The organism is Roseovarius aquimarinus (assembly GCF_043661195.1).
GTDB lineage: Bacteria > Pseudomonadota > Alphaproteobacteria > Rhodobacterales > Rhodobacteraceae > Roseovarius > Roseovarius aquimarinus.
Genome location: NZ_JBIHMM010000003.1, coordinates 322981 through 347668 on the forward strand (window position 1 = coordinate 322981; position 24688 = coordinate 347668).

Annotated in this window: 16 protein-coding genes and 1 tRNA gene; 6 read left to right on the forward strand and 11 right to left on the reverse strand. The window is 66.4% G+C overall.

From position 1 onward, the window contains the following. Nucleotides 1-75: 75 nt before the first annotated feature. The 3 genes from acuI to ACGRVM_RS12200 are packed head-to-tail and all read right to left on the reverse strand — an operon-like array spanning nt 76 to nt 3483. Complete coding sequence (gene acuI, locus ACGRVM_RS12190) at nt 76-1074, reverse strand: acryloyl-CoA reductase (protein WP_377172017.1); 999 nt, start codon at nt 1072-1074, stop codon at nt 76-78. A gap of 10 nt (nt 1075-1084) precedes the next feature. Next, nucleotides 1085-2563, reverse strand: a complete 1479-nt coding sequence (locus tag ACGRVM_RS12195) for a M81 family metallopeptidase (RefSeq protein ID WP_377172019.1) — start codon at nt 2561-2563, stop codon at nt 1085-1087. Nucleotides 2564-2574: 11 nt separating this feature from the next. Next, entirely contained in the window at nt 2575-3483 is a 909-nt protein-coding gene (locus ACGRVM_RS12200) for a DMT family transporter (protein WP_377172021.1), read from the reverse strand. Between ACGRVM_RS12200 and selD the strand changes: the two genes are divergently transcribed. Continuing rightward, a complete protein-coding gene (selD, locus tag ACGRVM_RS12205) occupies nt 3474-5825 on the forward strand; it encodes a selenide, water dikinase SelD (protein WP_377172023.1) in 2352 nt (783 codons plus the stop codon). The two genes, ACGRVM_RS12200 and selD, sit on opposite strands and share 10 nt — an antisense overlap. Here the strand turns inward: selD and mnmH are convergent. The 7 genes from mnmH to ACGRVM_RS12240 all read right to left on the reverse strand — a co-directional run bounded on the left by mnmH (nt 5812) and on the right by ACGRVM_RS12240 (nt 15175). Then, complete coding sequence (gene mnmH, locus ACGRVM_RS12210) at nt 5812-6873, reverse strand: tRNA 2-selenouridine(34) synthase MnmH (RefSeq protein ID WP_377172025.1); 1062 nt, start codon at nt 6871-6873, stop codon at nt 5812-5814. The two genes, selD and mnmH, sit on opposite strands and share 14 nt — an antisense overlap. A 60-nt stretch (nt 6874-6933) precedes the next feature. After that, the gene (locus ACGRVM_RS12215; RefSeq protein WP_377172027.1) at nt 6934-9003 is read right to left on the reverse strand and encodes a 3-hydroxyacyl-CoA dehydrogenase NAD-binding domain-containing protein; all 2070 of its coding nucleotides are present in this window, start codon (nt 9001-9003) and stop codon (nt 6934-6936) included. Next, nucleotides 9000-10292, reverse strand: coding sequence for an acetyl-CoA C-acetyltransferase (locus ACGRVM_RS12220; RefSeq protein ID WP_377172029.1), 1293 nt, complete (start codon nt 10290-10292; stop codon nt 9000-9002). The genes ACGRVM_RS12215 and ACGRVM_RS12220 overlap by 4 nt, the downstream gene beginning before the upstream one ends. Then, nucleotides 10289-12559, reverse strand: a complete 2271-nt coding sequence (locus tag ACGRVM_RS12225) for an acyl-CoA dehydrogenase (RefSeq protein ID WP_377172031.1) — start codon at nt 12557-12559, stop codon at nt 10289-10291. The genes ACGRVM_RS12220 and ACGRVM_RS12225 overlap by 4 nt, the downstream gene beginning before the upstream one ends. Nucleotides 12560-12761: 202 nt before the next feature. Then, the gene (gene kdsA / locus ACGRVM_RS12230) at nt 12762-13613 is read right to left on the reverse strand and encodes a 3-deoxy-8-phosphooctulonate synthase (protein WP_377172033.1); all 852 of its coding nucleotides are present in this window, start codon (nt 13611-13613) and stop codon (nt 12762-12764) included. Continuing rightward, nucleotides 13610-14398, reverse strand: a complete 789-nt coding sequence (locus tag ACGRVM_RS12235) for a 3-deoxy-manno-octulosonate cytidylyltransferase (RefSeq protein ID WP_377172035.1) — start codon at nt 14396-14398, stop codon at nt 13610-13612. The genes kdsA and ACGRVM_RS12235 overlap by 4 nt, the downstream gene beginning before the upstream one ends. 75 nt (nt 14399-14473) lie before the next feature. Continuing rightward, nucleotides 14474-15175 carry a DUF1045 domain-containing protein gene (locus ACGRVM_RS12240; RefSeq protein WP_377172037.1) on the reverse strand — a complete coding sequence of 234 codons (702 nt, stop codon included), beginning with the start codon at nt 15173-15175 and terminating at the stop codon, nt 14474-14476. 150 nt (nt 15176-15325) lie between these two features. On the opposite strand from ACGRVM_RS12240, the gene ACGRVM_RS12245 reads away from it, so the two are divergent. Beyond that, nucleotides 15326-16273, forward strand: a complete 948-nt coding sequence (locus tag ACGRVM_RS12245) for a glycosyltransferase (RefSeq protein ID WP_377172038.1) — start codon at nt 15326-15328, stop codon at nt 16271-16273. A 51-nt stretch (nt 16274-16324) separates the two neighbouring features. On the opposite strand, the gene ACGRVM_RS12250 is transcribed toward ACGRVM_RS12245, so the two are convergent. After that, nucleotides 16325-16410, reverse strand: a tRNA-Leu gene (locus ACGRVM_RS12250). Between the two features lie 150 nt (nt 16411-16560). Here ACGRVM_RS12250 and ACGRVM_RS12255 point away from each other — a divergent pair. From ACGRVM_RS12255 to gltB, 4 genes are all read left to right on the forward strand, one after another. Beyond that, the gene (locus tag ACGRVM_RS12255) at nt 16561-17556 is read left to right on the forward strand and encodes a complex I NDUFA9 subunit family protein (protein WP_377172040.1); all 996 of its coding nucleotides are present in this window, start codon (nt 16561-16563) and stop codon (nt 17554-17556) included. A gap of 90 nt (nt 17557-17646) precedes the next feature. Continuing rightward, nucleotides 17647-18450 (forward strand): undecaprenyl-diphosphate phosphatase, encoded by an 804-nt coding sequence (locus ACGRVM_RS12260; RefSeq protein ID WP_377172042.1) that lies wholly within the window; start codon nt 17647-17649, stop codon nt 18448-18450. Nucleotides 18451-18602: 152 nt separating this feature from the next. Continuing rightward, a complete protein-coding gene (locus ACGRVM_RS12265; RefSeq protein ID WP_377172044.1) occupies nt 18603-20036 on the forward strand; it encodes an NAD(P)-dependent oxidoreductase in 1434 nt (477 codons plus the stop codon). A 56-nt stretch (nt 20037-20092) separates the two neighbouring features. After that, the gene (gltB, locus tag ACGRVM_RS12270; RefSeq protein ID WP_377172046.1) at nt 20093-24622 is read left to right on the forward strand and encodes a glutamate synthase large subunit; all 4530 of its coding nucleotides are present in this window, start codon (nt 20093-20095) and stop codon (nt 24620-24622) included. The last annotated feature ends 66 nt before the right edge of the window (nt 24623-24688 follow it).

The window sequence follows — 24688 nt, forward strand, 5'->3', positions numbered from 1 at the left end:
AGTCAAAGAAATCCGGCCGGCGGATCAACGCCAACCGCCCGGATTATTTAGGTTTTCTTAACCTCGGACAACGTGTCAGGCATTCACGTCCACGACGACCCGGCCCTTGACCTTGCCTTTCAGGATATCGTGTCCGAGCTGCGGCAGATCCGAGAGCGTCGCGGGCTGGATCATTGCCTCCAGCTTCTCCATCGGCAGATCCGACGCGATGCGCTTCCACGCCTCGACGCGCCGCGCATAGGGCTGCATGACCGAATCGATGCCCAGAAGATTGACGCCCCGCAGAATGAAGGGCGTGATGAGCGCCCCCTCGATCGGCGCGCCGCCGGCGAGCCCGATGGCCGCGACTGAAGTGCCGTATTTCATCTGCTTGAGAACCCGGCCCAGCATCGCACCCGCGACCGCGTCGATGCAGCCCGACCATTGCTCCGCTTCGAGCGGCTTCTTGGTCACCTCGGTCAAATCCTCGCGCGGCACGATCTGCGTCGCGCCCAAGTCCTTGAGATAGTCACCCGTCTCGGGCCGCCCGGTCACCGCGGCCACCTCATAGCCGAGCTTGGCGAGGATCGAGACGGCGACGCTGCCCACGCCGCCTGCCGCTCCGGTCACGAGAACAGGCCCCGCGCCGGGCTTCAACCCGCCGTCCTCGAGCGCCATGATCGCCAGCATCGCCGTGAACCCGGCCGTGCCGACCGCCATGGTTTGACGCGTGTCGAGGCCCTCGGGAAGCGGCACCAGCCAGTCGGCCTTGACCCGCGCTTTCTGGGCATAGCCGCCCCAATGCGCCTCGCCCACGCGCCAGCCGGTCAGCACCACCTTGTCCCCCGGCTTGTAACGCGCGTCGCTGCTCTCCTCGACGGTTCCGGCAAAATCGATGCCCGGCACGTGGGGGTAATTTCGCACCAGACCGCCGCCCGGTCCGATGCAAAGCCCGTCCTTGTAATTGACCGTCGAATACTCGACCGCCACCGTCACGTCGCCCTGCGGCAGATCGCTTTCGGAAATCTGCGTCACGGCGGCGCTCGTCTTGCCGCTGTCCTCGTCCTTGGTGACGACCAATGCGTTGAAGCTCATGTCTTTCTCCTCATTTGGATGAAATTGGATCAAGTGGATAGATAGGCCGCGCCAGCTTGCGGAAATCGAACAGGTCGAGATTCGAGCTTGTGATGCCTGCACTCGCGCATTCGATCACGGCGCGGCAAAGCGGCTCGAACACCGGCCGGCAGTACATGCGCGATTTCAGAATCAGGAAATCCGCCGAAACAGGATCTATTCCGGCGCATTCGAACACGCCCAGATCCCACGGCTCATGCGGGCGCTCGGTCACCAGAACTGTCGCGCCCTCGGTTGTCAGGACAGCGGCCCGTCCCATGTCGCAGCATTGGCCTGTATAGATCGGCCCGCGCACGACATAGCGCCCCGGGCCCGCGAAGGTGACGTCGCCCGTCAAGTCGAGCGGCGGATTTTCCGGAAATCCGGGCAGCGCGACCTTGTTGCCGAGCCGGAGTTCGACCGCATTCCCCTCACCCGCCGCATGCATCTGTGCCACAGCCTCCGGATCGCAGATCGGCCCGGCCACGATGCCGCGCATCCCGGCCCGCAATGCGGCACGAAGCACGTCGATCGTATCGCAGGTGCCGCCCGACATGCAGTTGTCCCCGTGATCGAGCAGCAGGACAGGGCCTCCGCCCCCGCCCCCCGACGCCGCCCGCGCCTCGGCCAGCGACACCTCGAGCGGCGCCTCTTCATAGACGAACCCCGCGCGCCCCTGCCACGCGGCCTCCCCCAACTCTTCCGCGGCGGCTTGCGCGGTCGACGCATCGTCGGCGACCGCGACCAGCGAAACGCCTGCGTCGGGAATGTCGGACAAGGGAAAGCCGCCGAACACCGTCGCCGCCCAGATGCCCTCCCGTGTCTCGATCTCGCGCGCCAAGTCGATCAGATCGGCCATGATCCCCGGCACCTCGGTATTCATCCGCAGGGTCTGCGCGAGGATCGGCGGATGGACGCGCGCCACCCAAGGCCGCCCCGCGCCCTCGAGCACGCGCGCCATCATCCGCGCGACATGCGCTCCCGTCTCGCGCATGTCGATATGTGGATAGGTCTTGAACCCGGCCAGGACGTCGCAGTTCTGGACCATCCGCTCCGTGATGTTCCCATGCAGATCGAGCGCCACGCCGATCGGCACACCCGGCGCCTTCTCCCTGATCCGCGCCAGCAACTCCCCCTCGCAATCGTCGATGCCCTCGGCCACCATCGCGCCATGCAGATCGAGCAGGATCGCGTCGCATCCTTCCCGCGCGGCCTCGATGACAGGCGCCGCCAGCGCCTCGAAGACGTCGCGCGCCGCGGGCCCGCTGGGATTGGCCGTCGCGCAAAGCGGCGTCACCAATTCGGCTCCCATTCTCTCGGCATAGTCTATGAACGCCCCGAACGCGGTCGCCGAGCCCCTACCGAATTCCAGCGCCGCAGCACCATGCAGCGGCCCGAAATTCTCGAGCGGCGTCGGCACGGGCGAGAAGGTGTTCGTCTCGTGATTGAACCTCGCGGCGATGATGCGCATTCAGGTCTCCTTCAGGCCGTCTCGGGCATGGCCGGCTTGCGGGGCCGCCCGGTCAGGGTGATGGCGATGGAGACCACGATCAAGCCCAGAGCGACGATCTTTTGCCAACTCACCGGCTCTCCCAGAAGAAGGATGGCCGAAATCACGCCCACCGTCGGCGCCGTCAGGATCGAGATCGCCGCGACGGTCGCGGGCAGGCGCTGCAAGAGCACGCTCCAGAGCAGATAGCAGGTCGCCATCGGCCCCGCGACGTGAAAGCCGAAAACCCACCACGTCTCCGCCGAGAGCCCGAGGGCGGTGCCATGCGGCTCCAGCCACAGCGCGAGGGGCCAGGCCAGCACGACCGAAAGCGCGAAGAACCAGAATGTCAGCGCGAGCGGCGTGAGCGACCATGCGCGTGCCTGAACGAGCACGTTGCCGATGGACCACGAAAGCGCCGCAGCCAGCATCAGCAGCGCGCCCCACGGCGACGCGACGAGCGCCGACAGATCGACCGAGGCGAGCACGGCCAGACCCGTCATGCCGATGACCACGGCCAGAACGCGCCGCACGCTCAGCCGGTCCTTGAGGAAAACGGCCGCGAGAACCGCCGTGATCGCGGGCATCGTATAGGCGATGATCGCCGCCCGCGACGCTTCGGTCAGCGTTTGCCCCAGCGCGGCCATCATGTTGAAACCGAACACGACGAAAAAGCCTGTCACAGCGATCATCCCCGCCTCGCCCGCCGCCGGGCGCAGGCGATGGCCCAGCATACGGGCCATGAGCCACAGCACGATGGCGCCTCCGGTGAACCCGGCCGCCCTCAGCGTAAGGGGCGGAACCTCGCGCAGCATGAATTTCACCGCGGGCCAGTTCAGCCCCCAGAGCATGCCGACGAGCGCGACCATCGCCAGAACGAAAGGCGTCAAGCGTGGCTCCAAGTCGCATCTCCCCTGCATCTTCCGGCGCGGTGACCGCCGCGACCGTTCCACAAAGCGCCGTGCTCTTCCATCGAAAACCGGACGCGGGGCCGCGCTGCCTCCGCCATCTCGACAAGCCGCGCGAATTGAGGCACCTCTCGGGCACCATGCAGAGCGATATTCCCCTCACCCGCGACCTCGTCCTCATCGGCGGCGGTCATGCCCATGCGCTTGTCTTGCGCAGATGGGGGATGAACCCGCTCCCCGGCGCACGGCTGACGCTGATCGACCCCACGCCTAAGGCGCCCTATACCGGCATGCTGCCCGGCCACATCGCGGGCCACTACCCGCGCACCGCGCTCGATATCGACCTCGGGCGCCTCGCGCGCTTCGCCGGCGCCCGGCTGGTGACGGGGCGGGCCGTGGCCATCGAGCGTGCGGCGCGGCGTGTCAGCGTCGAGGGGCGTCCCGACATCGCCTATGACGTCCTGTCGATCGACATCGGCATCACCTCGGCGCCGATGCGCCTCGAAGGCTTCGACGCGCACGGTATCGCCGCCAAACCGCTCGGCCCTTTCGCCGACCGTTGGCAGCGTTTCGTCGAAGCGGTGAGATCAGGCTCTGAAAAGCCGCTTTGCGCCGTCCTGGGGGCCGGTGTCGCCGGTGTCGAATTGGCCCTCGCGATGCAGCACCGCCTCTTTGGCGTCGCGACGCGTCCGCAAGTGCATCTTCTCGACACGGGCGCCGCGCTCACCGGCGTCGCCCCGGCCACGCAGCGCATCTTGCGCAGGCAGCTCCGCAGCGCCGGTGTTCATCTGATCGAGAATGCCGAGATTGCCAAAATCACCCACGATAGTGTCGAATTGAAGGGTCGAGATGCCATTCGATCCGCTCTGACCGTCGCCGCCGCCGGTGCCCGCCCTTGGCCTTGGCTCGCCGATACGGGCCTCGATCTCACCGATGGGTTCGTCACGGTCGCCCCCGATCTGCGAAGCACCTCCGATCCGGCGATCTTCGCTGCCGGCGATTGCGCCCATCTCGCCCACGCGCCGCGTCCCAAGGCGGGCGTCTATGCCGTGCGCGCGGTGCCGGTTCTTCATCACAACCTGCGCGCCGCGCTCATGGGCGAGAGCCGAATGCGCCGTTTCGAGCCGCAGAAACGCTATCTCAAGCTGGTTTCGCTCGGCGACAAGTCTGCGGTGGCCGATCGCGGGGCGCTCGGCCTGTCTCTCCCGGGTCTCTGGCACTGGAAGGACCGGATCGACCAGAAATTCATGCAGAAATTCCGGGACCTGCCTGCGATGCCGCCTGCCCCCCTGCCGCGCGAGATGGCGGGTGGCGCCGCACGCGAGCTGAGCGATCATCCGATGATCTGCGGCGGATGCGGCGCCAAGGTCGGCCCCGAAGCGCTCGAGACCGCGCTCGCCGGCGCGCGCACCGATCTGCGCGACGATGTGCTCATCCGCCCCGGCGACGATGCGGGTGCGCTCAGGATAGGCGGGCGCATTCAAGTCGTCAGCACCGACCATCTGCGCGCCTTCACCGACGATCCGTGGCTGATGGCCCGCATCGCTGCCCTTCATGCGCTGGGCGACATATGGGCCATGGGCGCGGAGCCGCAGGCGGCGCTCGTCAACATCGTCCTGCCCCGGATGAGCGCGCAGCTTCAGGCGCGGACTCTTGCCGAAATCATGTCGGCCACGAAGGACGTCATGTCCGAATGCGGCGCCGAGATCATCGGCGGCCACACCACGCAAGGCGCCGAAATGACGATCGGCTACACCGTGACCGGGCTCATGCCCGAGGCCAGCACTCCCATCGGCGTCGGTGGCGCGCGTCCCGGCGACCACATCATCCTCACCGGCGCGCTCGGCACCGGCGTGATCCTCGCCGCCGATATGGCGGGAAGAGCGGATGCGGATGTCGTGACAGCGGCGCTCTCGCACATGTCGAATAGTCCCCAAACCGCAGCGCAGAGCCTGAAATCGGCGCGTGCCATGACCGACGTGACCGGCTTCGGCCTCGCCGGGCACCTCGCCGCCATGTGCCGGGCCAGCGATTGCGGAGCGAAGATCGACCTCGCAGCCCTTCCGCTTCTGGGCGGCGCCGAGGCCTTGCTGGCGGCCGGACGCCGCTCTTCGCTCCATGCCGCGAACCGCGCTCATGCCGCCCCGCGCCTCGCCGACTTGGACGATGCGCCGCGCAGTGAAATTCTGTTCGATCCGCAGACCGCCGGCGGGTTCCTGGCCGCGCTCGCGCCCGAAGACGCTCCAAACGTGCTGGCCGCGCTCGAAGCCGCTGGGGTTCAGGCCGCCGATATCGGACGAATGACCCCGTCAGAGGCGGGCATCAGGTTCCGCTAGCAGTCTCTATTGCGGCCATTAGCTCCGGCAACGCCGCAGTCAGGGCGGCGTCGTCCAAAGCGGGCAGATGGACGGCCAGAGGCTCCGCCATGTCCTGCCGCGCGCGCGCCCGTTCGTAACCCGGATCGTAATGCTGCCGGATCAGCTCCTCGGCCAGCGGCGTGAAGTCCTTGGCCAGCACCATCTCCTGCCAATGATCCACCGCCTCGTGCCCGCGCAGCGGCCGCAGCAAATCGAGCGCGGCTGAAAGCGTCTCGGGGCGTTCGGTCATGTCGCCGTAGGCCTCGGCGAGGAAGCGTGCCCGCGCCTCGACCGGGGCAGTGACGCGCACGACCGGAGCCACCTTCATCGCGCTCCAGAGGCTCGGCGGCAGGATCCGCGTGCCCACCTTGTGCGATTCGGCCTCGATCACCACTGGCCGTTTCGGATCGAGCGTCGCCAGCTTCTGTGCCAGCCGCCCCTCGAAAAGCTTCTGTGTCGGCTGCCCGCCCTCCATCGCGCCGAGGGCCGAGCCGCGATGGTTCGCCAGCCCCTCGAGATCGACGATTTGAACGCCCTCACGCTCGAGCAGATGCAGGAGCCGCGTCTTGGCAGTCCCCGTATTGCCGTCGAGCAGCACGGGCCGCAGAGCGAGCGGGCTGTCGTAGAGTATCCCGACGACCAGCCGCCGATAGGCGCGATACCCGCCGTCGAGAAGCCGCACACGCCAGCCGATCTGTTCGAGAATGGACACGAAAGAGCCGGAGCGCTGCCCGCCGCGCCAGCAATAGACCAAGGGTTGCCACCCGCCACCATGATGCGCGAGCGGCCCCTCGAGATGCGCGGCCACGTTCCGCGCCACCATCGACGCGCCGATGCGCCGCGCCTTGAATCGGTCTTCCTGCACGTAGATCGTACCGACCTCGGCGCGCTGTGCGTCGTCGAGGCTGGGCAGATTGATGGCGCCCGGCAGGTGATCTTCGGCAAACTCGGCGGGCGAGCGCGCGTCGATGAGCGTGTCGCACGGCAGCTCCGCAAGCTGGCCGATATGGGTGAGCGTGAGTTTCATCCCCTCGGCCTACTGCGGATCATCGGCGCGCGAAATGGCAAATCCAACGCGCGCCTGATGTTACTTGAGCCGGTCCCACCCCTCGTCGGGCGCGAAACGTTCGCCATGCGCCTTCTCGAGCCGCTTCAACTGCTCGACGATCTCGGGAACGCCGCGGCGCCGTGCGTAGTGCATCGGCCCGCCCCGGAAGGGTGCCCAACCGGTCGCGAAGATCATCGCGGCGTCGATATCGTCGGGATCCTTCACCACGTCCTTGCGCAGAAGCTCGGCGCAGGCGTTCAGCATCGGCAGAATCAGCCGATCGGTCAGATCGTCGGGCGCACCCTCGTCGCTATCGGGATGCGGCGTGCCTTGCGACCAATCGTAGAAGCCCTTGCCAGCCTTCTTGCCTGTCTCGGACGCCGCCACCTTGGCGCGCAGCCTGTCGGAAATGGGCGCCATCGGCTTTTCGAGGTTCTCCGAAAGGCTGACCGCGACATGTAGCCCGATATCGAGCCCCACTTGGTCGGCCAGCGTGACCGGCCCCATCGGCATTCCGAACCGCAGCGCCGCCGTGTCGATGACCTCCTTCGACACGCCTTCGTCCATGAGTGCCATCGCCTCCATCATGTAGGGCACCAACGCCCTGTTCACGAGGAAGCCGGGATAGTCGGCCACATGCACCGGCAGCTTTTTGATCGCGCCGCAGAAGGCCGCGAGCCGCGCGGCCGTTTTCTTCGATGTCTTGGCGCCTTGGATGACTTCGACCAGATCGATTTTCGAAACCGGGTTGAAGAAATGCAGGCCCGCGAAATTCGCGGCCACGGGCGCATGACCCGCCAGCGCATCGACCGACAGGCTCGACGTGTTGCTGGCGAGGATGGCACCCTTTTTCAAGCGCTTGGCCAGATCCGCGTAGATGCTCTGCTTGATCTCCATCCTCTCGGGACCGGCCTCGATCACCAGATCCGCCGCCCCGATGCCGTAACCCTTGGAATCCGGCATCAGACGGTCGAGCGCATCGCGCCTTTCGAGACTACCTAGGTGTTTCGAGCCGCAAATCTCGTAGGCGAGCTTCATCGCGCGCGCCAGCGCCTCGGGCGAGGTATCGCCCAGCGTGACACGCTTGCCGCGAATGGCCGACATGGCGGCGATCTCGGCGCCCATCGCGCCCGCGCCGATCACGTGCACATGCGCGATCTCATCCTCGCCCTTTGCGTTGCCCCGCAGCCGCTGCCGAAGGAAGAACGCGCGCTGAAGGTTTTGCGAGGTCTGCGTCTGCAGGAGCGAACCGAAGGATTTGATCTCGGCCTTCTGCATCGCCTTGCGGTCCTGACCGTGCTTTTCCCACAGATCGATCATCGCGTGGGGCGCCGGGTAATGCTCTTTCGGTGCCTTCTTTTCGGTCTGCGCGCGCATCTGGCGCACAGCATATCCGCGGGCCGTCGCGTAGTTCATTGCGCGCGCCTTCAGCCCCGGCTCGGGCCGCTTGAGTTTGCCCGCGACGGCGGCGGCCACTGCCGAAGCGACATGGCGCTCCTCGATTACCGCATCGAGAAGGCCAAGCGACTTCGCCTTCTTCGTATGCGCCGTCTTGCCGGTCAGCATCAGCGTCATCGCCTCGATCGGATCGATCAGGTTGAGCGAGCGGAACGTGCCGCCAAGCCCCGGATGCAGGCCCAGCATCACCTCGGGAAAGGAGAAGGACGCGCCGCACAGCCCGATCCGGTAATCACATGCCAGCGCCAATTCGAAACCGCCACCGAGACAGGCGCCATGCACCACGCAGATCGTAGGGCATTTGAGTGCAGCGAGTCTGTCGAACACCGCATGCCCTTCGCGCAGAAGGGTCTCGGGATCGTCGGCAACGTCCTTGAACTCGGAAATGTCGGCCCCGGCGGCGAACCCGCCATCCTTTGCCGAACGGATTACGAGCGCCTTCGGCAGATCGCGCTCCGCGGCGGCCAGATGCGCGTTCAGCTCTTCCAGAACCTTGCGCGAGATGACGTTGGTGCCGCTGCCCTCGCAATCCATGACGAGCCACAGAACGCCGTTCGCGTCGCGCCCGCTGCGCCAGTTACCCTCGCGCGTGCCCGCGCCGCCCATCTCGCGCAGCTCTTCGCCCAGAAATTCCATCACGGGTCCGGTCATCGCACAGCCTCCAGCATCATGGCGCCGCCGAGACCGCCGCCGATGCACTCGGTGGCGATGCCTCGCTTGGCGCCGCGTTTCTTCATCGCGTTGGCGAGGTGCAGAACGATCCGGTTACCGCTCGTCCCCACTGGGTGGCCGAGGCTGATCGCCCCGCCATGCACGTTCAGCCGGTCGCGGTCGATCCGCCCGAAAGCTCCGTCATAGCCCAGCACCTCCCGGCAGAATTCCTCGTGATCCCACGCGGCCACGCAGGAAAGAACCTGCGCGGCGAAGGCCTCGTTCAGCTCCCAAAGGTCGATATCGTCAACGCCGAGGTTGTGCCGCTGCGTGATCGGGCTCGACGACATGACAGGCCCGAGGCCCATGACCGAGGGATCGAGACCCGCCCATTCGCTGTCCGTGATCTCGGCCAGCGGCTCCAGCCCATGCGCGTCGACCGCCTTTTGCGACGCGACGATCACCCAGCTCGCGCCGTCGGTGATCTGGCTCGAATTGCCCGCCGTGACCTTGCCGTAAGGCTTCTCGAACACCGGCTTGGGCTTCGACAGCCCTTCCATGTCGCTGTCGGGACGCACGCCGTCATCGTGGTCGTAGACGCGGCCATCGGTGCCGAACGCCGGCATGACCTCGTTGTCGAAAGTGCCGTCCTTCTGCGCGGCGGCGAGACGGTGATGGCTTTGCATCGCGTATTCATCCGCCATCTCGCGCGTGATGCCGAAGCGGTGCGCGAGGATTTCGGCGGTCTGCCCCATGCCCAGATCGGTGATCGGATCGGTCAGCCCCCGCTCGAGCCCGATGACCGGCTTGAAAAAGTTCGGGCGCACGTCGCCCAGAAGCTTCAGCTTGTCCACCGTGCTGCGCGCGCCGGCCATGCGTCCCATCCACTTGGCGGCGGATTGGCGCAGGATCAGCGGCGTGTGGCTCAGCGATTCAGCACCGCCCGCGAGGATCATGTCGTGGCTGCCGTCTCGGATATAGCGATAGGCCGTGTCGATGCTCTGCATCCCCGAGCCGCAGTTGATCTGCATCGTGAAGGCGACCATCCGCTCGCCGAGGCCCAGCCGCAGCGCCGCGACACGGGCGGGGTTCATCTCGTCCGCCATCACGTTGACGCAGCCGAGGATGCAAAGATCGAACGCCTCCCGCGCGAAGGGCTGCCGCGCCAGCAGGGGGCGCCCGCATTGCACGGCGAGATCCACCGGCGTGAACGGCCCCGGCGTGCCGCGCGCCTTGAGGAACGGTGTGCGCGCGCCATCGACAAGGAAAACTCGTTGCGCTTGGGTCATTCTGCGGCCTCCTGCGGTGTCTCCATACGGGCAAGCTTGTTCTGCGCGTTCGGCACGTAGTTGCGGAAGTAGCGCGGCAGTTCTTCGGGTGTGAAATCGTCCACCGCGATCACCTGCGCCACCACTTCCTGCATCTCGCGGACCCGCTCCAGCTCCGCCGCGCTGATGAGGTTCGCCTCGCGCGCGTCTTCGGGCGTCTTGCGGGCATCGCGCAGCCGTTTCATCACAGGCGCCATGTCGTTCACCATGTCGTAGCAGCGGTTGAGCAGCGCAATGCCCGGATGCGTGCAGCCGCCGCCGATGCCGCTGGTGATGCGGTCGCGCGTGGGCGAGGACGCATAGATCAGATCGCTGCACGTCTCGACGAGCGTATCGCTCGGCCCCATTTCGCGGCGGCCGGGCAGGGTGATCGCGCGCAGGATCCACGCGGCCCAGCGGGCCGGCAGATTGGCGATCACATCGTCAAGCGACGTCTGGATGCGCTGGAAACCCGCCTCGGCGGCGTAGTTCAGCACCGGCAGATCGGTCTCCTGACGGCCTTCGTCCTCCCAACGCTTCAGAGCGGCGGAAAGGATATACATCTCCGACAGGATATCGCCCATCCGGCTCGACAGCATTTCCTTGCGCTTGAGCGCGCCGCCTAGCGTCAGGAAGCAGACATCGGCCGTCAGTGCATAGGCCGCCGACCAGCGCGACAGGCGGCGATAGATATGCGTGGCCTTGCCCGCGTCCGGCGCGGGCGCGAAACGCCCGCCGGTCAATGCGCGGCCCCAAGCGCGGAAGAGCGTCCTGGTGGTATGCCCGATATGCGCCCAGACTGATTTGTCGAACGCCTCCAGAGACTTGCGCTTGTCCGGCTCCTGAAGCGCCATCATGTTGTCGAGCATGTGCGGATGTGCCCGGATCGAGCCTTGGCCGAAAATGATGAGGCTGCGCGTGACGATGTTGGCGCCCTCGACGGTGATCCCGATGGGCACGGCGCGGTAGAGCGCCAGCAGATAGTTGGACGGCCCGTCGATCACCGCCTTGCCCGAATGCACGTCCATCGCGTCGTTGAGCGCCTCGCGCATGCGGAACGTGGCATGCGCCTTCATGATCGCCGAAATGACCGACAGCGCGCGCCCCTCGTCGAGGCCCGCGCAGGTCAGGTGCCGCGCCGCATCCATCGAATAGGCGTCGGCGGCGAGCTTGCCCATGCGCATCTGAACGCCGCCGAACTTGCCAATCGGCAGGCGGAACTGCTCGCGGATGCGCGCATACGCGCCGGTCGTATGCGCGCTCAGGGCGATGGCGGCGCAGCCCATGGACGGAAGCGAGATGCCCCGCCCCGCGGCCAGCGCGCTCATCAGCATCATCCAGCCGCGCCCGGCATAATCCGGCCCGCCGATAATGTTCTCGAGCGGGATGAAGACGTCCTTGCCGGTCGTCGGCCCGTTCATGAACATGGTCGACGCGGGAATATGGCGCCGCCCCGTCTCGACGCCTTCCAGATCGGTCGGAACCAGCGCGCAGGTGATGCCGATATCCTCGTCGCCGCCGAGAAGCCCGTCCGGGTCGCGCATTTGAAACGCGAGACCCAGGACCGTGCAGACGGGCGCCAGCGTGATGTAGCGCTTGGCCCAGTTGAGGCGGATGCCCAGCACCTCCTCGCCTTTCCACATGCCCTTGCAGACGACGCCCGCGTCGATCATCGCGCCCGCGTCGCTGCCTGCCTCGGCGCTGGTGAGGCCGAAGGCCGGCAATTCGCGCCCGTCGGCCAAACGGGGCAGCCAGTAATCCTGCTGCTCCTTGGTGCCGAACTGGTGCAGAAGCTCGCCCGGCCCGAGCGAATTGGGCACCATCACGGTCACCGCGGCGGCGACCGAACGGGTCGAGATGAAGCGCACGATCTCCGAATGCGCGAAGGCCGAGAACTCGAGACCGCCATGCGCCTTCGGGATGATCATCCCGAAAAAGCCCTTCTCGCGCAGGAACTGCCAGACCTCGGGCGCCAGATCGGCGGTGTCCTGGTTGATCGCCCAATCGTCCAGCATCGCGCAAAGCTCGGTGCAGGGGCCATCGATGAAGGCCTGCTCCTCTTCGGTCAGAACCGGCGCCTTGACCTCATGCAGCTTCGACCAGTCGGGATTGCCCGAGAAAAGCTCTTTCTCCCACCAGACCTCGCCGGCGTTCAGCGCCTCGCTCTCGGTCTCCGACAGGGCCGGCAGTGCCTTTTTCGCCCAGCCGTGGATGGGCCGTGTGATGTATTTCGCTCTAAACGAAGACATGGGCAGACTCCCTTCATTGATCGCTCAACGCCCTGCGATGCGTCCGTGTTCCCTGCACCCGAGGCGTCGGCGGACGGCCGGCCCGAACCGGCCCTACGATCGCCGTTGTCCTTGTCACCAAGGGCGTATCGATCCTATCGGACCTTAACGTAAAGCAAATCGCAAGAGGGTGAAGGCCCCTCCCAAGCCGAATGCCGCGACGTCATGTCGCCAGATCTATCTCCGGCTGGGCCTTCGTCAGATCGTCGATCTGCCGCAACTGCCCGATCAGGGCCTTCATCTTGTCCACGGGAATCATGTTCGGCCCGTCGCTCGGCGCCGTGTCGGGCGCCTCGTGCGTTTCGATGAAGAGAGCCGAGACGCCCACCGCCACCGCCGCTCGCGCCAGAACCGGCGCGAACTCGCGCTGCCCGCCCGAGGTCGTGCCCTGCCCGCCGGGTTGCTGCACCGAATGCGTGGCGTCGAACACCACCGGATAGCCCGTGCGCGCCATCACCGGCAGTCCGCGAAAATCGCTGACCAGCGTGTTGTAGCCGAAGGACGTGCCCCGATCGCAGAGCATGATGCGCGTATTGCCGGTGCTGGCGATCTTTTCGGCCACGTTGCCCATATCCCAGGGCGCGAGGAACTGACCCTTCTTCACATTGATGGCGCGCCCCGTCTCGCCCGCGGCCAGCAGCAGGTCTGTCTGGCGGCAGAGAAAGGCGGGGATCTGGATCACGTCCACCACCTCGCCTGCCGGAGCGCATTGATGCGCGTCATGCACATCGGTCAGCACCGGACAGCCGAACTCGCCGCGGATCTTGTCGAGGATCGTCAGACCCTCGTCCATGCCGAGGCCGCGCTGCGTCGACAGGGACGAACGGTTCGCCTTGTCGTAGCTTGCCTTGAAGATGAAGCGCGTGCCCGTCTCGGCGCAGGCTTCGGCGATCCGCCCGGCCATCATGCGCGCGTGCTCGAGGCTTTCCAACTGGCAGGGGCCGGTGATGAGCGCGAAAGGCGCGGTGCCGCCGATCTCGATATCGCCGACCTTGATGGGTGTCGTCTCGATCATGATGCCTCCAGTGCCGCCTCGATCCGGGCCACGTCCTCGGGGTTGTTCAGCTCCCAGAAAAGGCGCCCGCGCGCCTCCACCTCGACGCAGCGCACCGCCAGCCCCGCGCTCAGAAAGCGCAGCTGTTCCAGCCCTTCGAGCGTCTCCAGCTCCGACACCGGCGTCTCGATATAGGCCTTCAGCGCCCCGGGCCGGTAGGCATAGACACCGACATGGTGAAAGACGGGGATCGGCTCGGGCAGCTTGCCGGGCGCGATATAGGGGAGCACTTCTTTGGAGAAATAGAGCGCGTTCATATGCCGGTCGAACACCGCCGTCGTGCCGCCGACGCGGCCGTTCCTACGGTCCTCGGTGAAATTCTCGTAGGTCTGCCGGTCGCAGCGCAGCACGGGCGTCGCCATCTGGACCGACGCATCCGCCTTCATCGCCGCAATGAGGCCCTCGACGAACCAGGGCGGCGTGAGCGGTGCATCGCCTTGGAAATTGACCACCAGATCGGGCGCCTCGCCGAGTTGCGCCGCCGCCTCGGCGCAGCGCGCCGTGCCGTTCTCGCACGCCTCCGAGGTCATGATCACCTCCGCGCCGAAACCCCGCGCATGCTCGGCGATGCGCGCGTCATCCGTCGCCACATAGACGGCATCGACGCCCTCGATGGCCCGCGCCGCCTCCCAGCTCATGCGGATCAGGCTTTTGGTGCTGCCGTCCTTCTGGCGCAACTCGGCCAGCGGCTTGCCCGGATACCGGGAAGACGCATAGCGGGCCGGAATGAAAATGACGGTTCTCATGGGGTGCCTTCCACGTCGATGACTGCGCCCATACATCATAACCCCCGCATGGGGGCAATCGCCAGCCGTCCGCGCTCAGCCTTGCCGGGTGTCGCCCAAAGGCGCGCGGGCGATCAGATGGAAGCGTTTCTGCCGGTCCTCGCCCATGAGGCTGAGCGCATCGATGGGGAAGGGCCGGGTCAGGAGCGGCTCCAGCATCGGCGCCAGCGCGGCCTCGGCGCGGGACATCGTTTCGGGGTCGAGCTGGCCGGTGAGCGTCACGTGAAAGCGGAACCGCTGCATCACATGCGGATAGCCCCAGTGCAGCATCAGCGCATCGGCCTCGGGCGCGAGGCCGCCTTGCCTGCGCCGCGCGATCTCGGCTTCGGTAAGCGGCGCGCGAAACCCGTCCAGATCCCGCACCGCATCCGCGGCGAGCCTGTCCAGCGCCCCCGCCTTGCCTTCGGGCCTGAGGCACAGAAAGCGCCCGAGCCGCGCAAGGGCGAGGCCGTCCAGCATGACGGGCGCCTGCCGCGCCGCGAAGTCGTGAAACGCGCGGCAAAGCTCCGCCGCCGTCCGTCCCTCGGCCAGCCGGAAAGGCGCCTTCATAGTCGCATGCAGCCCATAGGGCCGGGGCGTCTCGGTGATTTCCCCGGTCGCAAGACCCTCCACCGCAAGAGCCTCCGGCGCCGTGCCGCTCGCCGGATCCCAGCCAAGCCACGCCGCGCCGAACCCAGCGAGCGGGCCGGGCGGCGGCGTCCAGTAAACCGCGTACCGCGTGAATTCCTTGCCCTGCATCCGCGCCGCCTCGCTAACCTCTGTCTCGCCTCCACATGCCAGACCGCGCACCCCCTGCAAAGAGGCGTCCCGCAACAAAGCCGTTTCGCGCCCGCCGCCCATATGCCATACCCACCCGCGTCCGGAGCGTTCGCGGCGAAAGGCCCCCGCATGACTGATCTGCGCTATGCCATCGTGCTTTATGCCTATAATCACGAGGATTGCGTGCGCGCCGCCGCCCGCGCGATGCTCGCGCAGGATTGCCCGCCGACCGAGATCATCTTCAGCGACGATTGCTCGAAAGACGGCACCTTCGGCATTCTCGAGCAGGAAGCGGCGGCCTATGCCGGGCCGCACCGCGTCACGCTCAATCGGAACCCCCGGAATCTGGGCGTGATCGGGCATGTGCACCGCATCTTCGAGTTGACCGATGCCGATGTCATCATCAACTGCGCCGGCGACGATCTATGCCATCCGCATCGCGCCCGGCGCATCATGGAGACGTTCGAGCAGGGCCGTCCCTGGCTCGTCTGCTCGCATGCCGCCGTCGTCGATGCCGAGGGCAGGCCCGCGCCCCGCGTCTATGCCAAGGCCGATTTCTATCACGCTGTCGATGCGACGCGGGCGGCCACCTCCATGCAGCTCTATCTCGGCGCGACTTCGGCCTGGCACCGAGACCTCTTCTCGGCATTCGGCCCCATCCGGTTCGAGGAGTGTTTCGAAGATCTGGTCTGCGGCTTTCGCGCGGCACTGGCGGGCCGCGTCGCCGTGATCGACGAAGAGCTCGTAACTTACCGCATCGGGGCGGGCCTCACTAACAGCGCGCACCGCGCCGAGACACTTGCCGACACCCGCCGCCGCCGCGAGTGCGAACTGCGCATGCAGATCGCGGTTCTCAAGCAGCGCGCGGTGGACCTGGAAACCTTCGGCCATGCCGAGCAGGACCGGATGCAGCGCGCCATCTCGAAGGCCCTTGCGGCCCGCGAAACCCGCCTGCGCTACATCACTGAAGGCGCCCGTGCCCTCCTCGGCCCGGCACTGCGCCACCCCCTGGCAACGCTGAGAGCCGCCCTCAGCGAAAACCGCCGCTGGCGCAAGGCCAAGGCGCGCAAGCGGTGAGGCGCGCCTGGTGAAGCGTCGGAATTCGCAGCGGTTTCGACTTTGAGGAATTGGTGCCCAGGAGAGGACTCGAACCTCCACACCGTTGCCAGTACTAGCACCTGAAGCTAGCGCGTCTACCATTCCGCCACCTGGGCAGGTCACGTGAGGGGGCGTTTAGACGGGGGGCAGGGGCGTGTCAACGGGCTTTTTCGCGCGGCGCGCGGTCTCGCCTTGCCCGCGCGGCGCGTCGCGGGTAGGACGGTAGGCGCTAGAACAGGAATGACGGCGCGCCGGAGGCTTTCTACATGTCGAAACTGGTCACAATCTTTGGCGGATCGGGCTTTGTCGGCCGCTATGTCGCATACCGGATGGCCCAGGCGGGATGGCGTGTGCGAGTCGCGTGCCGGCGCCCCGAGGCGGCGGGATTCGTGCGCACCTACGGCGTCGTCGGCCAGGTCGAGCCGGTGATCTGCAACATTCGCAACGACGAGTCCGTGCGCTCGGTCACGCGCGGCGCGGATGCGGTGGTCAATTGCGTTGGCACCTTCGATCGCAAGGGCAAGAACAATTTCGACGCCGTGCAGGACGACGGCGCGACGCGCATCGCCCGCATGGCCGCCGAGGAGGGCGCCGAGCAACTGGTGTACCTTTCGGCCATCGGCGCGGATGTGGACGGGGACAGCCTCTATGCCCAGAGCAAGGGCCGCGGCGAGAAAGGCATTCTCGAGCATTTCCCGAATGCCGTGATCCTGCGCCCCTCGATCGTGTTCGGCCCCGAAGACGCGTTCTTCAACCGCTTCGCGGCGATGACCAAGATGGGCCCGGTGCTGCCCGTCGTCGGCGCGGACACGAAGTTCCAGCCCGTCTATGTGGGCGATGTGGCCGATGCCGCTGCGATGGCCGCGCAGGGCAAGGCGGCGCCCGGCATCTACGAGCTGGGCGGGCCGGACGTGCATACGTTCCGCGAATTGATGGAGCTGATGCTGCGCGTCATCCGCCGCCGCCGGCTCATCGTGAACATCCCCTTCCTGCCCGCCAAGGGCCTCGGCGCCGCGATGGAGCTGGGACAGACGGTGACGCTGGGCCTCGCCCCCGCGCAGATCACGCGCGATCAGGTCACGTCGCTCAAGTCGGACAATGTCGTGGCGGAAGGGGCCAAGGGGCTGCCCGACCTCGGGATCGAGGCGACGGCGCTCGAGGCGGTGCTGCCGGATTACCTCTGGCGCTTCCGTCCCTCGGGCCAGTACGCGGCGATCAAGGAATCGGCCAAGGACGCGTCGGGCAAGCTCGGCACGCATTGATGACGTCACCCGGCCACGCCGGCGCAGACCGGCGGGCCGCAAAGCCCTGAGCCGACCGGGCAGGGCGTAGAGGCAAAGAGCGGTGCAAATATGTCGGACACCACGTTGGTTGCGGCCGCCCTCGGGCTGATCGAGGGGCTGACCGAGTTCATTCCGGTCTCGTCCACCGGCCATCTGCTCCTGACCGGGCATTTCATCGGGTTTCATTCGCCGGGTCGCAGCTTCGAGGTGGTGATCCAGCTCGGCGCGGTGCTCGCCCTTCTCAGTGTCTATTTCACGCGGCTGGCCCAAGTTTTGATCGATGCGCCGCACAAGCCCGGGGCGCGCCGTTTCCTCGCCTCGGTGCTGATCGCCTTCCTGCCCGCGCTCGTGGTCGGGGTTCTGGCGCATGATTTCATCAAGCTGGTGCTGTTCGAGACGCCCGTCCTGGTGGCAGTGATGCTGATCCTCGGCGGGATCATCTTGATCTTCGTCGACCGTTTCGCGCCCGCGCCGCGCCATCACGATGCCGCCCATCTGCCGATCTGGGTGACGCTGCGCATCGGCCTCTTTCAGTGCCTCGCGATGATCCCCGGAACCAGCCGTTCGGGCGCGACCATCGTCGGCGCGCTCCTCATGGGCGTCGACAAGCGCGCGGCGGCGGAATTCTCGTTCTTCCTATCGATGCCGACGATGGCCGGGGCCGTGGCCTACGATCTCTACAAGAACCGCGACGTTCTGGACCTGAGCGCCATGGGCGATATCGCAGTCGGCTTCGCGATGGCCTTCGTGAGCGGCCTTCTGGTGGTCAAATGGCTGCTCGGCTTCGTTGCGCGCAACGGGTACGCGCCGTTCGGCTGGTGGCGAATCGCGGTCGGCACGATCTCCTTGGGGCTGCTTTGGGCGGGATATTGACAGATGGGTAAATACTACTGCCATAAAATCGGTGATGTGGATCTTACTATTTCACCCAACTTCCTGAAAACTGATATATAGGACAGCAGTACTGTCTTTTATCCATCCCGCGACCGGTCTATCCCAGCACTGCTGAATAGATAGGTGCGCCGATGGCCGACAACCCGATGCTGAAATTCACGACCGTCATGCGCGACATGCCGGAGAAACGTCCGCCCGATCTACGCGCGCGGGATTTCCGCGAAATCTATGCCGAATACGCTTCGGACAAGGCGCGCGAGCAGTCGAGCCGGTGCAGCCAATGCGGCGTGCCTTATTGCCAGAGCCATTGTCCGCTTCACAACAACATCCCCGACTGGCTGCGCCTCACCGCCGAAGGCCGTCTGCGCGAGGCCTACGAGATCAGCCAGGCCACGAACACCTTCCCCGAGATCTGCGGCCGCATCTGCCCGCAGGACCGCCTCTGCGAGGGGAATTGCGTGATCGAGCAATCGGGCCACGGCACCGTCACCATCGGCTCGGTCGAGAAATACATCACTGACACCGCGTGGGAGGAAGGCTGGGTCACGCCCGCCAAACCCGCGCAGGAGCGCGCCGAGAGCGTCGGCATCATAGGCGCCGGCCCCGGCGGGCTGGCCGCTGCGGACATGCTGCGCCGTGCCGGCGTGCAGGTCACCGTCTATGACCGGTATGACCGGGGCGGCGGTCTCATGACTTACGGCATCCCCGGCTTCAAGCTGGAAAAGGACGTGGTCATGCGCCGTATGGAGCAGCTCGAGGCGGGGGGCGTCAGCTTCCGGCTTGACTGCAACGTGGGCGAGGACGTGAGCTTTGCGGAGCTGCGCGCCGCGCATGATGCGCTCATCATCGCCACCGGCGTCTACAAATCACGCGAGTTGCAGGGCCCCGGATCGGGCGCGAAGGGCATCGTGCGCGCCATCGACTACCTGACCACAAGCAACCGGCAATCCTTCGGCGATGCCGTGCCCGAATTCGACGACGGCACGCTCAATGCCAAGGGCAAGCGCGTCGTCGTGATCGGCGGCGGCGACACCGCGATGGACTGCGTGCGCACCGCCATCCGTCAGGGCGCGACATCGGTCAAATGCCTTTATCGCCGCGACCGCACGAATATGCCGGGCAGCCAGCGCGAGGTCGCCAATGCCGAGGAGGAGGGCGTCGAATTCGCTTGGCTCAGCCTGCCAAAGGGCTTCTCGGGCGATCCCGTCACCTCGGTGCGCGTCCAGCAGATGCGCCTTGGCGCCCCCGATATCACCGGCCGCCAGACGCCCGAGGAGATCGAGGGCGCCGTGCATGACGAGCCGGCCGATCTGGTGATCAAGGCGCTCGGCTTCGAGGCGGAGGAGCTGCCGACTCTCTGGGACCAGCCAGAACTCGAGGTGACCCGCTGGGGCACCATCAAGGCGGAATTCACCACGGGGCGCACGTCGCTGCCGGGCGTCTATGCCATCGGCGACATCGTGCGCGGCGCGAGCCTCGTCGTCTGGGCGATCCGCGACGGGCGCGACTGCGCGGAGGCGATCCTGAACGATCTGGCCGCGCCCCAGGCGGTGGCGGCGGAATGAGCGGGTTCGGAAAAATGAACGACATGGCGCAAAACACGCGCGGGGAGGCTGAGGCGATGAATGGTTTCGATGCGAATTGGGCCTCCGAAGAGCAGGCCAAGCGCGATTGGCTGGCCGAGAACGGCATGTATGCGCATGAGGAGGAGCATTCCTCCTGCGGTGTCGGCCTTGTCGTCGCCGTCAGCGGCAAGCGCTCGCGCCGCGTCGTGCAGGCGGGCATCAACGCGCTCAAGGCGATCTGGCATCGCGGTGCGGTCGATGCGGATGGCAAGACCGGCGATGGCGCGGGCATCCATCTGCAAATTCCGGTGCCGTTCTTCTACGACCAGATCCGCCGCACCGGGCATGAGCCGCGTCAGGATCAACTCGTCGCCGTGGGTCAGGTCTTCCTGCCGCGCACCGATTTCGGCGCGCAGGAGGCCTGCCGGACCATCGTCGAGACCGAAGTGCTGCGCATGGGCCACACGATCTATGGCTGGCGCCACGTTCCGGTGAATATCGACTGTCTCGGCGAGAAGGCGAACGCGACGCGGCCCGAAATCGAACAGATCCTCATTTCCAATGCCAAGGGCATCGAGGAGGAAGCGTTCGAGCGCGAGCTTTACGTCATCCGCCGCCGGATCGAGAAGGCGGTCATCGCCGCCGGGATCGCGAATTTCTACATCGCGTCGCTGAGCTGCCGCTCGATCATCTACAAGGGCATGATGCTGGCCGAGGAGGTTGCGGTCTTCTACCCCGACCTGATGGACGAGCGGTTCAAATCCGCCTTCGCCATCTATCATCAGCGCTATTCGACCAACACCTTCCCGCAATGGTGGCTGGCCCAGCCCTTCCGCATGCTGGCGCATAACGGCGAGGTCAACACGCTCAAGGGCAACCGCAACTGGATGAAGAGCCACGAGATCCGCATGGCCTCCAGCGCCTTCGGCGATCTGGCCGAGGATATCAAGCCGATCATCCCCGGCGGCGCGTCGGACTCGGCCGCGCTCGACTCGGTCTTCGAAGTGCTGGTGCGGGCGGGCCGCTCCGCCCCGATGGCGAAGACGATGCTGGTGCCCGAGTCGTGGTCGAACCTCGCGCAGGAATTGCCGCAGGCGTGGCGCGATATGTATTCCTACTGCAACTCGGTGATGGAGCCGTGGGACGGCCCCGCCGCGCTGGCGATGACGGATGGCCGCTGGGTCTGCGCGGGTCTCGACCGGAACGGCCTGCGCCCCATGCGCTATGTGGTCACCGGCGATGGCCTCGTCATCGCGGGCAGCGAGGCGGGCATGGTGCCGATCGACGAGGGCACCGTCCGCGAGAAGGGCGCGCTCGGGCCGGGCCAGATGCTCGCCGTCGACATGAAGGAGGGCAAGCTTTTCCACGATGTCGAGATCAAGGACAAGCTGGCCGCCGCCCTGCCATTCGGCGAATGGGTCGGCAAGATCAACGAGCTCGACGACACGCTGGCCGTGGTCAGCGAAGCGCCGATGCACACGGGCAGCGAGCTGCGCCGCCGCCAGATCGCGGCGGGCTACACGATCGAGGAACTCGAGCAGATCCTCGCCCCCATGGGCGAGGACGGCAAGGAATCCGTGGCGTCGATGGGCGACGACACGCCGAGCGCCGTGCTCAGCACCCAGTATCGCCCGCTCAGCCATTATTTCCGCCAGAATTTCAGCCAGGTCACGAACCCGCCCATCGACAGCTTGCGCGAATACCGCGTGATGAGCCTCAAGACGCGGTTCGGCAACCTCAAGAACGTGCTGGACGAAAGCGGTGCCCAGACGCAGATCATCGTGCTCGACAGCCCCTTCGTCGGCAACGCCCAGTGGAATGTGCTGATGGAGCAGTTCAGCTCGGATGTGGGCTATATCGACTGCACCTTCGCGCCCGGGCCGGGCGCGCTTCAGGACAGTCTCACACGCATCCGCGCCGAAGCCGAGGACGCGGTGCGCAGCGGCGCTGGGCATCTGGTGCTGACCGATCAGGCCGTGGGCGCGGACCGCATCGGGATGCCGATGATCCTCGCCACCTCGGCGGTGCACAGCCACCTCACGCGCAAGGGCCTGCGCACCTTCTGCTCGCTCAACGTGCGGTCCGCGGAATGCATCGATCCGCATTACTTCGCCGTGCTGATCGGCGCGGGCGCGACGGTCGTCAACGCCTACCTCGCCGAGGACAGCCTCGCCGACCGGATCGAGCGCAACCTGATGGACGGAACGCTGACCGAGGCGGTCGCGCGCTATCGCAAGGCGATCGATCAGGGCCTGCTCAAGATCATGTCGAAGATGGGCATCTCGGTGATTTCCTCCTATCGCGGCGGTCTCAACTTCGAGGCCATCGGCCTGTCGCGCGCGATGTGCGCCGAGTATTTCCCCGGCCTCGTCAGCCGCATCAGCGGCATCGGCGTGACCGGCATCCAGGCCAAGCTTGAGGAGATCCACGCCAAGGCCTTCGGCACCTCGGACAACGTGCTGCCCATCGGCGGTTTCTACAAGGCCCGCAAATCCGGCGAGACCCACGCCTGGGGCGCGCAGAACATGCACATGCTGCAATCGGCCTGCAACACCGCCAGTTTCGAGCTCTGGAAGCGCTATTCGGCGGCCATGCAATCGGCCCCGCCGATCCATCTGCGCGATCTCATGGCGATCAAGCCGCTCGGCAAGGCGATCCCGCTCGACCAGGTGGAATCGGTCACCGCGATCCGAAAACGCTTCGTCACGCCCGGCATGAGCCTCGGCGCGCTCAGCCCCGAGGCGCACAAGACCCTCAATGTCGCGATGAACCGCATCGGCGCGCGCTCCGACAGCGGCGAGGGCGGCGAGGATCCGGCGCATTTCCACCCCGAGCCGAACGGAGACAACCCGTCGGCCAAGATCAAGCAGGTGGCCTCGGGCCGCTTCGGTGTCACCGCCGAATACCTCAACCAGTGCGAAGAGCTCGAGATCAAGGTCGCGCAGGGTGCCAAGCCCGGCGAGGGCGGCCAGCTCCCCGGCATGAAGGTGACCGAGCTGATCGCGCGTCTGCGCCACTCGACCAAGGGCGTCACGCTCATCTCGCCGCCGCCGCATCACGATATCTACTCGATCGAGGATCTCGCGCAGCTGATCTACGATCTGAAGCAGATCAACCCGCATGCCAAGGTGACGGTCAAGCTCGTCGCCCAGTCGGGTGTCGGCACCATCGCGGCGGGCGTCGCCAAGGCGAAGGCCGACGTGATCCTGATTTCGGGCCATAACGGCGGCACCGGCGCCAGCCCCGCGACCTCGATCAAATATGCGGGCCTGCCTTGGGAAATGGGCCTGACCGAGGCGCATCAGGTCCTGTCGATGAACAACCTTCGGGGCCGCGTCACGCTGCGCACGGATGGGGGTCTGCGGACCGGGCGCGACATCGTGATGGCCGCGATGCTCGGCGCCGAGGAATACGGCATCGGCACGGCGGCCCTCATCGCGATGGGCTGCATCATGGTGCGCCAGTGCCAGAGCAACACCTGCCCCGTCGGCGTCTGCACGCAGGATCCGGCCCTGCGCGAGAAGTTCACCGGCAATGCCGAGAAGGTCGTGAACCTCATCACCTTCTATGCGCAGGAAGTGCGCGAGATTCTCGCTTCGATCGGCGCGCGCAGCCTCGATGACGTGATCGGGCGCGCGGATCTTCTCACGCAGGTCAGCCGCGGCTCGGCGCATCTCGATGATCTCGACCTCAATCCGATGCTCATCACCGTGGCCAGCAGCGAGACGCCCTATGACCGCGCCCGCCCGCGCAACCCGGTGCCCGATACGCTCGACGCCGAGATCGTGCGCGATGCCGCGCGCTTCCTCGACGATGGCGAGAAGATGCAGCTGCATTACGCGGTGCAGAACACGCACCGCACCGTCGGCACCCGCGTCAGCAGCCATATCGTGCGCAAGTTCGGCATGAAGAACGGCCTCCAGCCGGATCACCTGACTGTCAAGCTGTCGGGCAGCGCGGGCCAATCTCTCGGAGCCTTCGCCGCGCCGGGGCTGAAGCTCGAGGTTTCGGGCGATGCCAACGACTATGTCGGCAAGGGCCTCTCGGGCGGCATCATCGTGGTGCGCCCGCCCATGTCGAGCCCGCTAGAGGCGGGCGAGAACACGATCATCGGCAATACGGTGCTCTACGGCGCGACGGCGGGCTATCTCTTTGCCGCCGGGCGCGCGGGTGAGCGCTTTGCCGTGCGCAACTCGGGCGCGCATGTGGTAATCGAGGGTTGCGGCAGCAACGGGTGCGAATACATGACCGGCGGCGTCGCGGTGATCCTCGGCCGGATCGGCGCCAATTTCGGCGCTGGCATGACCGGCGGCATGGCCTATCTCTACGATCCCAATGGCCGCGCCGCACCGATGATGAACCGCGAGACGATCGTGACCGGCCCCGTGGAGCACCCGCATTGGGAGGCGCAGCTCAAGGGCCTCATCGAGCGTCACGCGGAAGAGACCGGCAGCCGCCGCGCGCGCGATATCCTTCAGCATTGGGAGAGCGAGCGGGCCAACTTCCTGCAAATCTGCCCGCGCGAAATGCTCGACAAGCTGCCCCATCCGCTGAGCGAGAGCGACATGGCCGTGCCCGCCGAGTAACGGCGCGATCGGGCCAGCAAAAAACCCCCGGCCGCTGATGGCGACCGGGGGTCTTTTTTCGAGAAG